The organism is Lacticaseibacillus huelsenbergensis, assembly GCF_029726355.1.
In the GTDB taxonomy this organism is placed as follows: Bacteria; Bacillota; Bacilli; order Lactobacillales; family Lactobacillaceae; genus Lacticaseibacillus; species Lacticaseibacillus casei.
The window spans coordinates 912,469-926,262 of sequence record NZ_CP120687.1; the positions used below are offsets into that span (position 1 = coordinate 912,469).

Sequence of the window (13,794 nt, forward strand, 5' to 3'; positions counted from 1 at the left end):
TTCCCCGTGACTAACTGCGGTTACTCTGCTAATGCATGGGCCTGATAATCTTTCGAATATTGATCCACCGCACGCATGGCCGCAACGATTGCTTCCGGTGATGTATCAAACCGTAATTGATCAATGCCAGTCCAAGCTGCCGCGGCATCATTGGCCACTAACATCAACTCATCATCGGTGGTATCTTCCCAACCAAGATCTTCCAGTGTGGTTGGCAGCCCAACCTGCAAGAAGAAGTGCAGATAATGATTAATCACTTCTGTCTCGGCATTTTCCATCAACAGTTGCGTCAGTAGTGAATACGCCACTTTCTCCCCGTGCATCAAATGCTTACCCTTCTTCAACGCCGGGAATGAATTTTGCAAAGCATGTGCTAGGCTGGTGCCGCCGCTTTCAAAGCCTAAGCCGCTCATTAAAATGTTGGCCTCAATGACGGCTTCCAGCGCCGGCGTAACCACCTTGGCTTTGTTGGCTTCAAACGCCTGGGCGCCAAACTCAAAAATCGTATCCGTTGACGCCTGGGCAATTTTCATCGCCGTGATCGTGCCGATGCCTTGCGCATTGGTAAAGCCGTGGATGTCGCCAACGGCCTTGGCTTCAACATAAGTCGACAGTGCATCGCCAAAGCCGGAAGCCAAGAACCGCGGAGGCGCCTGACTGATGACGGCCGGATCAACCAGCACCAAATCGGGACTCTTGGTATGAAACTGGTAGGCATTAAACGTACCATCTTCGTTGTACAATACTGACAGCCGGGAAATCGGCGCATCCGTTGACGCCAGTGTCGGGATGATCACGGTGTAAATGTTCAAATGCTGGCCAATTTCTTTGGCAGTATCGAGCGTTTTACCACCGCCAATACCGATCACAAAGTCCGGCGTGTCCTTGATTTCATCAATTGCCTTTTGGATCTCTTCCGGTGAAGCCTCACCGCCGAACATCAGCTTGGTGACGGTATAGTCATTGTCTTTCAGATAGTCAATGAACCGATCGCCAACCAAACCGTACACATTCTCATCACCGACAATCACCGCTTTGGAACCGTACCGGCTTAAATACGGATCCGCGTTAAACAAAATGTTCTTAGCCTGAATATAATTCGATGGACTGATAAAAATCTTCGGCAAATCGATTTGCATCACTCGCGCCTCCTGAATCAGCCAAATGTCTCGTTGAGTTCATCAATCAATTTGTTCATGCTTGCTTCGTCACTGTGCACTTGCGGAATGGCAATCAGTTGCTCCAGCGACAGATTCTTGACCATTACAACACCAGGGTTGGTTGATGCGCCGGCAACATACTTATCGACAACCTTCATGTACCGCTTATCAGCCAACAGTTCCGACAACTTGGTATCCTTACTGAACTTAGCCATGGTTATGATCCTCCTCTTTCTTAAACCTTTGGCATTAACGCGCTCACAGTCGCAGAAATCTCCGTGTAAGGACCTCGAGCCTAAATGGCCAAAGCCCAGCCATTTAGGCTCGAGGCCACTTACACTCCGATTTCTAAGCGCTCCTGTTCGCGCTCATTAAAAAAGAGAGATAACCTAAACTGGTATACACGAAATACCAGCGGTTATCTCTCTTCTTCTCTCTAACCAACTGAAGCTTATAACAGCGCTTTCATTTTGTCAATTTAAGCGACTCGATTTCCCTGTTTATTTAGTGACCGCGGTTGACTTTTATAATTTTTGTTTGTTAGTATCGGTTCAATATTTTAATTTTGTTTATTAACGGAGGCAATGATTTATGTTAGCTAATACAAGACTCAAAGTTCATCAGTTGCTTGCTGTGAAGACCAGTTTTGGCACCTCACACAAAACTGGTATAGGTGCTTAACCATGTTTCAATACATATATCGATTACTGGTGATTTCAGGACTGGCTTTCGTCGCTTACTTTGCTTATGATGCGCACGTCTTTACACCAGGGAAAAAGATTAATCTGAAGCGGGATTTAGTGCTGGGTTTGATTTTTTTGGTTTTGTTGTTTGTGACGGCTTATGTGAGCAAGTTTGTTAATAAGTAGCCGCAATATCTTGCCAGTATCTCACAACAGACTACTGCCACGAACACACAGGGCGAAGACAAAAAATGTCTTCGCCTTTTCTCGTTCCTCTAGCTTCCTTAGATATTTTTAACCTTTTCAAACCGAAGCCGAATTGACAAGCTTCACCGGCTTTTTCAGCTATTCATGAATAATTTCCTTATTGACATCATAATATGACACGGTATATTTAATTGTGTACAATGTTAATGGCGTAAACGTTGTGCATGATGTGGCGGGGAAATTTTCGCTTTCTTTTGAACGCAACTGTCATCTTGGCAGTGAAAAATCGCATGCGCGTAATGTCGTGCAAAACATTTTTCACACTTGCCTTGGTCTTTCAAGAAAGAGGGTATTTCATGTTTAAGCACACTCGAAAGTTGCAATACAACGCGAAACCAGATCGTCCGGATCCATTAATGGCTCGCCGGCTGCAGGAATCACTCGGCGGCCAGTGGGGCGAAGTGACAGGAATGATGTCGTACCTGTCGCAGGGTTGGTCGTCCACCGGCAGTGAAAAGTATAAAGATCTGCTGCTGGATACTGGTACCGAAGAAATCGCCCACGTCGAAATGATTTCGACAATGATCGCGCGGCTGCTGGAAGGCGCCCCGATTTATGCGGAAGCCGATGCGTACAAGTCTGATCCCGCATTGGCTGCGGTCATGGGTGGCATGGATCCTGAGCACGCCATTGTGCATGGGTTGACCGCTAGTTTGAACAACCCCAATGGTGCTGCGTGGAATGCGGGTTACGCCACCTCCAGCGGTAACTTGGTGGCGGATATGCGATTCAACGTTGTCCGTGAATCCGAAGCCCGCCTGCAAGTCAGCCGCCTGTATTACATGACCCGCGATGAAGGAATCCGCGACATGCTTAAGTTCCTTTTGGCACGCGAAACCCAACATCAGCTGCAGTTTATGAAGGCACAGGAAGAGCTGGAGGACAAGTACGGTGTCGTGGTACCAGGTGACATGAAAGACATCGAACACACCAAATTCTCGCATGTGCTGATGAACTTCTCGGACGGTGACGGCTCGCGGGCCTTTGAAGGTCAAGTCGCCAAAGACGGCGAAAAGTTCACCTATCAGGAAGATCCTGAAGCCATGGGCGGTGTGCCGACATTCAAACCGGCCGATCCGCATCTTCATAACGATCAAGGATAATCTGATCAAGCGCTCCTTAAACTAAGATCGGTGGCTGAAACAAAAAACCTACTAGTATGCAAACTGCGCAGACCTGTGATTAAAACGGTGCCGACTGTTTTATCTGTTTGTTTCAGCCCGGTCAAGTCACGCCCCGCCACATGCTCCCTCAATTAGCAAAGTAACGTTCCGGCAAGGACTGGTTTTAACCAGTTGCTTGCCGGATTTTTTTTGAAAAGATTTCGATTATGCACCGCAACTACCCAGAGCAAACCGGTTTTACACCATTTTTACCTGCGTTGGTGGATGAAACCCTTATACTGAAATTGACGATATATTTACGTGATAGCTGGCTCACGCTCAGGAGGTACGCTTACATGCATAAAAGTTGGTGGCAGGAAGCAGTGGTTTATCAGGTTTATCCGCGTAGTTTTCAGGATAGCAATGGCGATGGCGTCGGCGATTTACCGGGAATCATTCAACATCTGGATTACATCAAGCAGCTCGGTGCCAATGTGATCTGGCTTAACCCGATTTACAAATCGCCCAATGCCGACAACGGTTATGACATTGCGGATTACCAGCAGATCATGCCGGAGTTTGGAACGATGGCGGACTTTAAGCGGTTGCTGAAAGAAGCCCATGCGCGCGGCTTGAAGATTATGATGGACTTGGTTGTCAACCACACTTCCGACGAACACCCCTGGTTTCAGGCGGCCAAGCAAAGCCGCACGGATCCCCACCACGATTGGTATATCTGGCGTGATCCGGTTGATGGGCATGCCCCGACCAATTGGCGCGCGGATTTTGGCGGCTCAGCATGGACTTATGTGCCGGAAGTCGGCCAGTATTACCTCCATCTTTTCGCCGTCAAACAACCCGACCTCAACTGGCAAAATCCGGCTGTACGCGACGCCGTGTTCAATATGATGACATGGTGGTGCCAACAAGGCATCGACGGTTTTCGGATGGACGTCATTAATCTGATCTCCAAACCCGATGTGTTCGAAGATGATCCGCACCTCTTTGAACAGCCCAACGGCAACTCATTAGGCTTAATTGCCAACGGTCCGCACGTGCACGATTATTTGCGGGCCATGAATCAAAAGGTGCTGAGCAAGTATGACCTCATGACGGTTGGCGAAGCGCCCGGTGTCACGCCGGCACTGGCGCTCAAGTACACCGGGTTTGACCGCCACGAACTGGAGATGGTCTTCCAATTCAAACATGTCGGCCTCGATAATGATCCGCAATTCGGCAAGTGGTCATTGCATCGGCCTAAACTGACTGATCTCAAGCGGGTCTTGTCTGATTGGCAAACCGCCTTGCATGGGAAAGCCTGGAATAGCCTCTACTGGGACAATCACGATCAAGCCCGCGCCGTCTCCCGCTTTGGCGATGATCGCCCGGCTTTTCGGGTACGCTCCGCCAAAATGCTCGCCACCACATTGCATTTTCTCGAAGGCACCCCGTACATTTATCAAGGCGAAGAGCTCGGCATGACCAACGTCGCTTTTCCATCCATTCACGATTATCGCGATCTTGACACATTGAATGCCTGGCACGAGCTCGTTGAACAGCAACATGCCCTAGCACCGGACGATATGCTGAAAAGAATCCACCGCCGTTCACGGGATAATGCCCGTACGCCAATGCAATGGACGGCGGAAATTCAGGCCGGTTTCACCCGCGGCACCCCATGGCTGGCAGTCAATCCGAATTACACCACGATCAATGCCGCTTCCGCCTTGGCTAATCCAGACTCGGTTTTCTTCTTTTATCAAAAGCTCAATCGCCTGCGCAAACAGTATCCAGATTTGATCGTTTATGGCGACTACACCTTACTCGATCCGGATGACGCCGAGGTCTATATGTATCAACGTCACGCCGCTGATCAGGAATTGTTGGTTGTCAGCAACTTCACTGACCAGACACTCACGCGGAACATCGCCGAACGCCAGCCGCAAGCTGCCCAGTTGTTGATTAGCAATTATGCTGATGACGCCGGTGATACGTTACGGCCTTATGAAGTTAAGGCATATCTGGGCGAGCAACGATCTTGAAGGTAGAAGCATAAGCGCGCCAAGTTGCTTCGTATGCGGTCACGCTTTCACCCCACATGAATAACATAAACAACATAACAACGTCACAATTTCGTCACAACTGCTCGGTAGTATTAACAACATAGAAATGAGCCACCCACTCATTCCTACAAACCCCAACCCAACTTTTTCATTTTTACTCCTCCAAAGTAGAAATCGCCGACCGGTTTCCCAGCCGGTCGGCCAATACATAACAAAACCCGCTGTTTGCTGAGACAGCGGGTTTTTGTGTGAGCGTGAGCAGGAGCGCTTACACGTAGATTTCTGCGAATGCGAATACGTTATGGAGAGCGGAAGTGTCAAAGGTGTAGTCAAGAATAATTGCGCCTAGCCAAATTTTCATGCTACAATAAAACACGAAGAGGAGCACTGGTTAGGCCCAGCACTCCTCCTCTGGCAGAGTCAGTTGTTTCAGACAGCTGGCATTAAAGTAAAAACAATCAAAAGACCGTTAGACTTCGGGCCAGAAATCTATTGACGGTCTTTTTGATTGTCTAAAATCGCTTTCACAACATCAATGATGAATGCAGCCAGTGCTAGCGTGAACATAGCAAAGGTCAGCATCAGCATTAATGCGTCAGCAACGGACAACGAGACACCTCCTTCCGTATAGATTTTGATCATCGCGCATAGGCGACCACCTCACAATACGTTGGATTTGCCAAACCGTCATATTAACTTCTCTGTTACAGCCATCATATCATATGAACAGCAAAAACGCCTACAGCCATAAAGGTTACAGGCGTTTTTTATTCACCGCAATTTTGCGGTTTTACTTTTCTCTAACATACTTAAAATACAGGCCGCCGATCACGACGCTCATGAGGATCACGCCACCAATGATCGGTAGGCTCTTAAAGATCAAGTCGCCAGCTTGCGGTAACGACTGGTCTTCATGATCCTGCTTCGACTTTTTATCGTCGCCCGTTTTCTGCCCAGAAGACACTTCCTGAGAGGCTGACGAGGCTTCTGCATCTTGGTGACCGTCAAGCTGATCCAATGCGGTTTGCAATGCTTTTACTGCCTGATCAACAGCTGACTGGTCGGCCTGCGAATCGGCTAAAATCCGCTGAGCTTCCTGTAACGCCTGATCGAACGCCTGCTTTTTGACCACGCTTGCCAACGAATAACGATCGGTCTTCTTAGCATCAAGCGCCTGATCGATTAACTTTTTTAAATTATCTTTTTGCACCACCGGAACTGCCTCTGCTGCTTCAAAGGCGCCGATCGTCGGATGTTGCAAATTGATCGGCTTGCCGGCAAAGTCTTGACTGATCGGGAACTTCTCCCTCACTGCCGCTGGCGTCAGTTCATCGACATTGATGCCGGCGTTGGCGGCCGGCGATTGGGCTTGCGGAATAAAGGCTGCCAATCCAGTGCGATCAAAAGTGCCATCCGCCTGCTGAATCACGCCACTTGGCTTAGCTCCAGCATCCACCAACTGCGGATCCGCAAAAATATTCCCACTCACATCAACGGTTCCTGCATGGCTCTCGTCCATCAGCGCCTGTGGGTAAAACAGGTTGTGATCCAAGCGTCCTTCGGTAAAGACCGGTCGTTTGGTGCCATTTTGGTTCACCACAAAGCGCGGCACATTGCCACCCGGTGCGTAAACCAGATTATTAACGAATCGAATTCCGGTCTGGCCATTGTTGGAAATCATCAGGTTCTTCACGGCTTTCCCGACAATAAACGTGTTGTTGTTGAACAGTGGGAAGCCATCGATGCCATCAGCCTTTCCTGAAACAACGAAAATCAGATGATTCAATGCTGGTGATGGCACGTCCTTTACGTCATTGACACTGAGGTTATAGCGGAAAACATTGTCCGTTTGGTGATCGCCCATAAATAGCGTGAATCCGCCAGAATTGTCGTGGGAGTAATTGTACTGATAGACCCCTTTGGATGCAAACCCGTCAAAATCAAACGCCGCACCATCGAGGTAATGGTTGGGAATGTCAAACACTTCATTATATTGGGCTAAATTGTATTCCCCGCCCATGAACCACAATCCGGCAAAGTTTTTGCTGGCACCGGCTGCGTTTTTGGAGTTCGGCATGCTATTGGCAGCCTGCACCGTATTATACTCGGCAGTGCCATTTTCACTGGAACTAATGACAATTCCGTCACCGGCACTGTTGCGGATGTAATTATGTCTAAAAATGGTTTTGGCGCTGGCCTGAAAAGAATATTGATCCCAACCGCCGGGCAAAACCGAGGCGTTGGCATCGTTGCGCAGGCCTTCATTTGCAACGTCAGTGATCACGTTATGGGTTGCAGTCACATCCGTATTGCCGACAATGATAATGCCCCCGGAATTCTTACCGGCCGCCACCATTTTCCCGGTTTGATCGGGAATCAGGTCACTTTGATAAGCGCCATCGACGTTGTGCACGTTGTTATTGGTAATCGTAATGCCCGTTCGGTGTGATGCTTTAAAAATCGCCAGCTTCTGCTGAACTGCGGCCGCATCGTTCCCACTCGGATATGCGGTCTGAATGTCTGACGCGACCAAAATGCCAATCCGCATCCCTTGCCGATTGCCATCACCCGCAGTATTCGTCACTTCCAAGTCAGAAATTGTCCAGTGATTCGCATTCCACAGCTCAACGGTCCCGGTCATTAAATTGAGATTACTCAACTTGCGCTCGTGATAGGGATTTTTGTTAGCCGTCGTCCCTAAACCATTGATAATCGCCTTTTTGCCTGTGCTGCCTTGGTTGTAACTGCCAATGGTAATCGGCGCGGTGCTAGTGCCTTCGCCGTTTTTAGCGCCGTCTAGCAGCAACTGGCCATTCCAAACACTATTGGCATCGAAAAGAATGCGATCACCTGGTTGAAATTTCGTCGCCGCAACCTTCTCCAGCGATTGCCACGGCTGATCGACAGATAGCCCGTCATGATTGTCATCGCCGTTGTTGGCCACATAAAATGTTCGCGGCCCGGCAGCTAACGAACGTTGCGGCGCCTGCCCGTTGATCATCACCGCCAACCCCAGCAACGCCACCAAAAATACCCAAACTTTTCCTTGTGTCACCCGCCATCGTTTCATGATGTCCCTCCATTTCAGGCAAAGGTTTCCTTAGCAAGCTGCGCCGGATCACCTTGCACCCCGGCTTGTTTAGCTCGCTTTTCTAACGTCTTCGCCAGTTGCGCTTGCAAAATCTTAGCCGTCACATCTTCTTTCACATCAGAAAAAGGAGTAAATCCACCCTTTGCTGCTGATGTGACTCGCACCAAACTCATTTTTTGATCCGACAACCACGCCGCAAAAATCTGCCCGACATGACCGGTCTGATCGTTGGTTGCCCGTAAGTAGGCACCATAGTATTGGTCAGCATCATGCAACGAGTCATTTTGCCCAAGCTGGCCGTGAAAACCTGCGGCAACAAACGCTTTTTGCACACTAGCCAGATCGGTTTGCTGCCCATTAAACCGCTGAACCAATTCCGTGAACTCACTAAGGTTACCGATTTTCCCGCGTTCAAAGGTCAGCGTCTCATAATGAATCAAATCAGGCCGCGCCCAGTACTTACTTTTATTCTGCCGATAAAAAGCAATTTGCCGCTGACCCGTTACCGACTTGCGGTTCGCCTTGACGTATTGTGCCTGCAGCTTGAGCATCAACTCGCGATGCTGTTTCTGCGCCGCGGCCATCCCCGCCAAATCGGCACCAGTTCCTTGCGTTTTCTTCAGGGAATCAAATTCCGCCAGCGGTTTCGTCAGCAGTTTGGCTTTCACCAACGCACGATCCTCAATCACAAACTGCTTCAATTTATTCATCGCTTGGATTTGAGCGGCCTGCTGCGGCGTCTGGCGCCCGTACTTGGTCTGCCAAAAGCGGGCGTCATACTTGGCGTGATACTTCGTCACATAACGATTGACCGTCAGCGCTTTTTCATTCTGCAAAAAGAGGCGATAAACTTTTGCCGACATCGGTGTACCCGCAACGGATAGCGCGTCGGCTGGTTTAAGCACATCGCAGCCACCGATTAAATTGGCAAGGATGCCGAGTAGAAAAAGCGGCACCCACTTCCATCGCTTCGCTTTCATCTTTTTCATCGCTAAAACACCTGAAAATGTTGTGCTACCTGCTGCCCTTGCCGTTCGAAAATGTTCAAACTACCATAAGCTTCGGTCCCGTCGAACCAGTAAAGCTTGCGGCCGACGATCGTGTTTTCCGGTTGCAACGTCAACAAAAAGTTACGCCTGTTATCCAAATCTACCCGAAAACCACTCGCCAACCGCTCCGGTACCACGGCATCGCGATCACCGGACTGCTGTGCCGCGATCGGCATGATGGTCACAGGCTGTTGCCGTGGCGACAACACCGCTGCTTGCACCGTGAAGTCGGTAAACATCATTTCACTTTCCAGCCGGGTCAAATGTTCGAGCGTGTTATAACGCGGTGAAAATAATTGCTGACTGGCCCAAACCTGATCATCACTCATCGCAAAATTCGCTATGTCGCCTAATTGATACCCAGTGTCGTGCTGTGTCACGATTAACTGCGGGGCTACTTGCCAAAAACGCTTGAGGGAATGCTGACCGGGATGATGAATCATATCAACAATCAGCCACAGCCGCTCATGACTTAAGCTAATCAGCAGGCGTGTGATCACCGCCGGAACCGCCTGCGATTGATCAAGAAACGTTAACTTAACCACCTGACCACCGGCAAAATCCACTAGCGAATGATTCAGTGGTGTCGCAACATAGCGATACTTCCACGAATCGTTAGGCAAACTAAACGGGCTATGATCAAGCGTCACGGTATTATGCGCGGCCACCGACTTGAGCTGCCGCCGCTCCGTGCCATCAACGTAGGTGTAGCGACCCGGATCAACGAGCACATCATGACCTCCGATCGTCAAATCCACATGTCCCAGCGCAGCATGCCCGTGACCGCTGCCTAAATCGCCATTAAAGACATGCCAGTAGTCCGCATGTTGGCCCCAATCGGAGCGCCAGAAGTAATTACCACTAGTATGCGCGGCGAACTCCTTCGGCAGCGGTGTTTTAGTTTCAGTTTTGGCTGACAGCTGCCACTGCTGATGGGCGAGTTCCAAAAGTCCGAAATCAACAATCGGCGCTAACCGTTGCTGCAACGGCGACGCCTGCTGCAAAATAGCCGCTGACGCATTGTACAGACTATCAATCCGAATCGCGTCAGTATCGCCTTGTTGCAACAGCAACAAATCCGGCTTCACATACTGCGTGATCATTCGCTGCATGGCACGGGCTTTTGTCAGCACAATCGGCGCCACTGCCACCCCGGCCTGCTGTTGTGCAGCAATGACCGCCAAAGTGCTCCGCCATACTTCAAGTAGATAAAGCGGCGACTGTTCCCATTGCATCCCTTGCGCATCAACCTGCAAGTCCAGTTCGGTCTCAAATTTTTGCTGCGCCCACTGGACAATCGTTGGCGGCAAAACCTTGGGAAAGCGCGCCGCGTATACCAAGATACCCGTGGTAATCAACACACCCCAGTTACTGATATCAAACTTTTCCGTATAGTTCTGCTGCAGGTACGCCGCCTGAACATTGACCGCCTCTTCAATGCGGGCTTGCTCTTCCTTACTTAACTGGTGATCTTCCAGCAAGTTCGCGACAACAGCCGTCCAATTCAGCAAACGAATGCCAGTGTCAATCGTCCGCCATGTCGCCGGCGCCGCCAGATTTTCATCAATCCAACTGAACAGTAAAGCTTTCATTTTAGCTTGATAGTCAATACGACCGGTTTCGTAATAAGCTTCCAAAAGATCCAGCAAATACTCTTGGCGTTTTAACATATAAAGCCATTCCGGATCCCCATTAGGCGTTTGCTGCCAAGTGATCGGATTCATGGTGTAACTCACTTGCGTCGGCTCCATCGCGTAGGGGCTATCAAATAAAAATTGGTTTTCTAATAACCGGTCAGCATTTTTGCGGGCATCATCCGTGAGATGCTGTTGCTGACTCAACTGCTGAATGTACGTGGTCCAACTCGTGTCCGTCACCTGTCGCCGCCTCCTTCACAACACCAGCAATCCCCATCCGTTTAACCGTGATCACGGTATTCACCGCAATTTCAACTTGAACGTCTTCCTGATTCAAATGTTTGATTTTGCCGACAATCCCATCAATCAAAACAATCTGATCGCCGGGTTTCAGGTTCGCGTGCATCTGATCAACCATCTTGGCCTGTTTGCGCATCGCTGACCGCTTAGCTAACGGAATCGCGACCAAGTAAAGTGCACACACGATGACTAACAGAACAATCAATGCAATTTGCCATATTGTCATCAGATGCCATCTCCTTCATCTTCGTGCTTGATGTCCGGCACCGGCACTTCGTCAGAGTTGGTCTTCATCCTGTCTGGTAAAATTTCAATCAATTCTTTTGACAAGGTAACGGTATGCCGGAGTGTTTCATCAACGTTAGCATCGTCAAAACCACCCATGTTTTTGGCATACAGATCCAGAATCAAGTTCAATGGCGCACTGGAAATAATGTACTGATGCGGACGATTTTGTTCCAGCATCAGCCGCGCAACGATTTGATGTGGCGCACCACCGGTCATGTCAGCAAAGACCAAAGCGTGATCATTTTCATCGAGAAAGTTTTTTAATCGCTGCTCGAATTGCTCGTGGGTCGTGGTTTCGTCCAGATTAAACGCGGTCATGCCGTCTGTGGTACCGATTAACAACTTCAAAGCGGACAATACCCCTTCTGGATAGCGCCCGTGACCGACAACTGCCATTGCATAATTCATGTGTTCAAATCCTCCATTTTTTCGTCGTGCCAATTTCTAAAACAGCCGTCGACAAAAGTTTGCGACGGCCGAATTCATCATCTGATTACTTTAAGATCCCCAGCACTGATAACAGTACCCCGGCGACAAAAAGCAAAATAACAATCTTGTAAATGGTCCATTTTTTCTTGGTGATCAGCCAATAAACAAAATACGTGAGTGCAATCGGCAGCATGTATGGCATGATCTTGTCCAGAATCGTCTGAATCGCGACGACTTGGGTTTTGCCTTTAATGACCTGCGTGTACTGCCATGCCAGGTTGACTTTCACAAAGGAAACCGACAGCCCGGCGATCACAGTCAAGCCCAACATACTGGCAACATCGGCAATGGCTGCCATTCGGTCCGACAACGTATCGATAATGCTCGTGCCGACTTTCCAGCCTAAGTACCCCATCAGCATCCGGACGCCAAACGTGATCCCGAACAAGCAGAGAATGAATGGAATCGGTGCCCAAGTCATCCCTTGAAGTGCTAAGGAGGCAAAAATCGAACTGAACAACGGTGCTAACCCGAATTGCGAAAGGGCATCGCCAATCCCGGCTAAAGGTCCCATCAACGCAAACTTGATCGCCCGGACATCGTCTTCATCCTTACCGCTGTCATACATGGCAAGCATGATGCTGGTTACAAACGGATAAGGTTGCGGATTCGTATTGTAGAATTCCAGGTTAGAGGTTGTGACCCGTTTAAATTCCGCGTCATCGTCTTTATAAATTTTCCGCAACTGCGGCATGATACTGTTAGCCATCCCGGTTCCCTGCATGGTGCCGTAGTTTTGGGCATTTTGCAGAACATACGAACGGAGAATGGAGTTTAAATAATCTTTTTTGGTTAAAACCGGTTTGCGACTAGATGCCATCTTCAATACCCCCTTCATCCTGGTTACTGCCGTCATCGTTGCCGTTGGTCCCATGATCCTTCTTATCGGCACGGCGACCGTTGTAGTAATTGTTGAACGCCAGTACGGCACCGGCGAAGGCTAACCCGATGACCGGCATCTTTAGATAGGCAACGCAGACGTAACCCAGAATCAGCGCCGGGATGTATTCCTTCTTGACCATCGTGCTCATGATCAACGCGAACCCGACTGCTGGCAGCAACCCGCCGGCAACGGTCAAGCCACTGATCAGCCATTGCGGAATCGCCTGAACGAACACTTTCAACGCTGAAGTGCTCAAGGTCGCGGCGAAACCGAAGCAAAAGGCGAATAAGATGAACCCTAACAAGGTTGTATTCGCCAGGAAATGGAACCGCCGATACTTGCCTTCTTCAATCGCTTTTCGTGACCACGCCAGGTTATTGGCGTTCACAGAGAAAATGAAGGTAATGACGAATGGAATCAAAATTGCAAACGGATAAGACAGGGACAATGCTGCAGCTGGTTTCAACCCTTGAATCGAAATGGCCATAATCGTACCGACGACGCCTGGCCCCAACGGATTAGGCGGTGTTGAGCCACCAGGACCAACACCAAAGCCCATGAAGGCCAGTTCCGCCGTTGCGCCAAAGACAACCGCCGTTTGTAAATCACCCAAAATCAAACCGATACCAAATGAAATAAATAATGCCCGATTGGTATAAATGCCCCATTGTTGACCGGCAAAACAAAATGCCGCCCAGAGACCCACCAAGAGCGCTTGAACTATAGAATAGGTCATGCTTTTCTCCCCTTTGAGCGTGAACCGGCACGCTTAGAAACCGGA

Annotated in this window: 13 protein-coding genes; 3 read left to right on the forward strand and 10 right to left on the reverse strand. The window is 49.4% G+C overall.

Annotated elements, in window-relative coordinates:
• Positions 1 to 20: 20 nt before the first annotated feature.
• Together LHUE1_RS04040 and LHUE1_RS04045 are read right to left on the reverse strand one after the other, a co-directional pair.
• The gene (locus LHUE1_RS04040; RefSeq protein WP_049169357.1) at positions 21 to 1,139 is read right to left on the reverse strand and encodes a glycerol dehydrogenase; all 1,119 of its coding nucleotides are present in this window, start codon (positions 1,137 to 1,139) and stop codon (positions 21 to 23) included.
• A gap of 17 nt (positions 1,140 to 1,156) precedes the next feature.
• Entirely contained in the window at positions 1,157 to 1,375 is a 219-nt protein-coding gene (locus LHUE1_RS04045) for a hypothetical protein (RefSeq protein WP_010490734.1), read from the reverse strand.
• A 468-nt stretch (positions 1,376 to 1,843) separates the two neighbouring features.
• Between LHUE1_RS04045 and LHUE1_RS04050 the strand changes: the two genes are divergently transcribed.
• The 3 genes from LHUE1_RS04050 (at position 1,844) to LHUE1_RS04060 (ending at position 5,255) form a co-directional block, all read left to right on the forward strand.
• Positions 1,844 to 2,029 carry a hypothetical protein gene (locus tag LHUE1_RS04050; protein ID WP_049169356.1) on the forward strand — a complete coding sequence of 62 codons (186 nt, stop codon included), beginning with the start codon at positions 1,844 to 1,846 and terminating at the stop codon, positions 2,027 to 2,029.
• Between the two features lie 377 nt (positions 2,030 to 2,406).
• Positions 2,407 to 3,213 (forward strand): manganese catalase family protein, encoded by an 807-nt coding sequence (locus tag LHUE1_RS04055; protein WP_049169355.1) that lies wholly within the window; start codon positions 2,407 to 2,409, stop codon positions 3,211 to 3,213.
• 356 nt (positions 3,214 to 3,569) lie between these two features.
• A complete protein-coding gene (locus LHUE1_RS04060) occupies positions 3,570 to 5,255 on the forward strand; it encodes a glycoside hydrolase family 13 protein (RefSeq protein WP_049169354.1) in 1,686 nt (561 codons plus the stop codon).
• 510 nt (positions 5,256 to 5,765) lie between these two features.
• Here LHUE1_RS04060 and LHUE1_RS04065 read toward each other — a convergent pair.
• From LHUE1_RS04065 to LHUE1_RS04100, 8 genes are all read right to left on the reverse strand, one after another.
• Entirely contained in the window at positions 5,766 to 5,885 is a 120-nt protein-coding gene (locus LHUE1_RS04065) for a putative holin-like toxin (protein WP_049169218.1), read from the reverse strand.
• A gap of 181 nt (positions 5,886 to 6,066) precedes the next feature.
• Positions 6,067 to 8,346, reverse strand: a complete 2,280-nt coding sequence (locus LHUE1_RS04070; RefSeq protein WP_049169219.1) for a right-handed parallel beta-helix repeat-containing protein — start codon at positions 8,344 to 8,346, stop codon at positions 6,067 to 6,069.
• A 14-nt stretch (positions 8,347 to 8,360) separates the two neighbouring features.
• The gene (locus LHUE1_RS04075) at positions 8,361 to 9,356 is read right to left on the reverse strand and encodes a hypothetical protein (protein ID WP_080978088.1); all 996 of its coding nucleotides are present in this window, start codon (positions 9,354 to 9,356) and stop codon (positions 8,361 to 8,363) included.
• A gap of 2 nt (positions 9,357 to 9,358) precedes the next feature.
• The gene (locus LHUE1_RS04080) at positions 9,359 to 11,293 is read right to left on the reverse strand and encodes a heparinase II/III family protein (protein WP_049169220.1); all 1,935 of its coding nucleotides are present in this window, start codon (positions 11,291 to 11,293) and stop codon (positions 9,359 to 9,361) included.
• The gene (gene yajC, locus LHUE1_RS04085) at positions 11,229 to 11,579 is read right to left on the reverse strand and encodes a preprotein translocase subunit YajC (RefSeq protein WP_049169221.1); all 351 of its coding nucleotides are present in this window, start codon (positions 11,577 to 11,579) and stop codon (positions 11,229 to 11,231) included. The genes LHUE1_RS04080 and yajC overlap by 65 nt, the downstream gene beginning before the upstream one ends.
• Positions 11,579 to 12,049, reverse strand: coding sequence for a PTS sugar transporter subunit IIA (locus LHUE1_RS04090; protein ID WP_049169222.1), 471 nt, complete (start codon positions 12,047 to 12,049; stop codon positions 11,579 to 11,581). The genes yajC and LHUE1_RS04090 overlap by 1 nt, the downstream gene beginning before the upstream one ends.
• Positions 12,050 to 12,134: 85 nt before the next feature.
• Positions 12,135 to 12,950, reverse strand: a complete 816-nt coding sequence (locus tag LHUE1_RS04095; protein WP_049169223.1) for a PTS system mannose/fructose/sorbose family transporter subunit IID — start codon at positions 12,948 to 12,950, stop codon at positions 12,135 to 12,137.
• Positions 12,940 to 13,749, reverse strand: a complete 810-nt coding sequence (locus tag LHUE1_RS04100; protein WP_049169224.1) for a PTS mannose/fructose/sorbose/N-acetylgalactosamine transporter subunit IIC — start codon at positions 13,747 to 13,749, stop codon at positions 12,940 to 12,942. Before LHUE1_RS04100 ends, LHUE1_RS04095 begins: the two co-directional genes overlap by 11 nt.
• Between the last annotated feature and the right edge of the window lie 45 nt (positions 13,750 to 13,794).

Excerpts from the sequence above, each read along its gene's own strand:
- LHUE1_RS04100 (WP_049169224.1), bottom strand. The coding sequence starts at position 13,749 with ATGACCTATTCTATAGTTCAAGCGCTCTTGGTGGGTCTCTGGGCGGCA.
- LHUE1_RS04055 (WP_049169355.1), top strand. The coding sequence starts at position 2,407 with ATGTTTAAGCACACTCGAAAGTTGCAATACAACGCGAAACCAGATCGT.
- LHUE1_RS04090 (WP_049169222.1), bottom strand. The coding sequence starts at position 12,049 with ATGAATTATGCAATGGCAGTTGTCGGTCACGGGCGCTATCCAGAAGGG.
- LHUE1_RS04095 (WP_049169223.1), bottom strand. The coding sequence starts at position 12,950 with ATGGCATCTAGTCGCAAACCGGTTTTAACCAAAAAAGATTATTTAAAC.
- LHUE1_RS04060 (WP_049169354.1), top strand. The coding sequence starts at position 3,570 with ATGCATAAAAGTTGGTGGCAGGAAGCAGTGGTTTATCAGGTTTATCCG.
- LHUE1_RS04070 (WP_049169219.1), bottom strand. The coding sequence starts at position 8,346 with ATGAAACGATGGCGGGTGACACAAGGAAAAGTTTGGGTATTTTTGGTG.
- LHUE1_RS04040 (WP_049169357.1), bottom strand. The coding sequence starts at position 1,139 with ATGCAAATCGATTTGCCGAAGATTTTTATCAGTCCATCGAATTATATT.
- LHUE1_RS04050 (WP_049169356.1), top strand. The coding sequence starts at position 1,844 with ATGTTTCAATACATATATCGATTACTGGTGATTTCAGGACTGGCTTTC.
- yajC (WP_049169221.1), bottom strand. The coding sequence starts at position 11,579 with ATGACAATATGGCAAATTGCATTGATTGTTCTGTTAGTCATCGTGTGT.
- LHUE1_RS04075 (WP_080978088.1), bottom strand. The coding sequence starts at position 9,356 with ATGAAAAAGATGAAAGCGAAGCGATGGAAGTGGGTGCCGCTTTTTCTA.
- LHUE1_RS04045 (WP_010490734.1), bottom strand. The coding sequence starts at position 1,375 with ATGGCTAAGTTCAGTAAGGATACCAAGTTGTCGGAACTGTTGGCTGAT.